Genomic DNA, 378 nt, shown 5'->3' with positions numbered 1-378 from the left:
ACAGCGACATCTGCGCACCCGGCAAATGGCTGGTCACGCTCTCGACATTCTCGCGCAGCGCTTCCTCCGCGTAATAGGTGATGAAGTCGGCGGCGTAGGCGATCTCGCCGCGCGCTTCCGACAGTGGCTTGCCCTGTTCAAGCGTCATCAGAAGCGCGAGATCCTCGGCTGCCGCAAACATCTCGGCATGCCAGCGCCGCAGCAGTGCTGCGCGCGCCTGCGGCAGCAGCGCTTTCCAGGTCGGGAATGCAGCATGCGCCGCCTCGATCGCCTGCGTCGCTTCAGCCGCTCCGAGCGCTGCGACCTGCGCGACGAGGGCGCCCGTCGCGGGGTCGCTCACCGGGAAGGTCTTGCCGTCGCGAGCAGCGGTCCAGCGCC

Annotated in this window: 1 protein-coding gene; it reads right to left on the bottom strand. The window is 68.3% G+C overall.

All coding sequences use genetic code 11. The features are described from left to right. Positions 1-378 (bottom strand): aldehyde dehydrogenase family protein (locus tag AB4Y92_RS26460; protein WP_441822323.1); only part of this gene is annotated, 378 nt, incomplete at both ends.

It is taken from the genome of Lysobacter sp. TAB13 (assembly GCF_052113885.1).
Taxonomy (GTDB): Bacteria; Pseudomonadota; Gammaproteobacteria; order Xanthomonadales; family Xanthomonadaceae; genus Lysobacter; species Lysobacter gummosus.
The sequence above is the reverse complement of the archived record's forward strand: the minus strand, read 5'-3'. Positions and strand labels throughout refer to the sequence as shown.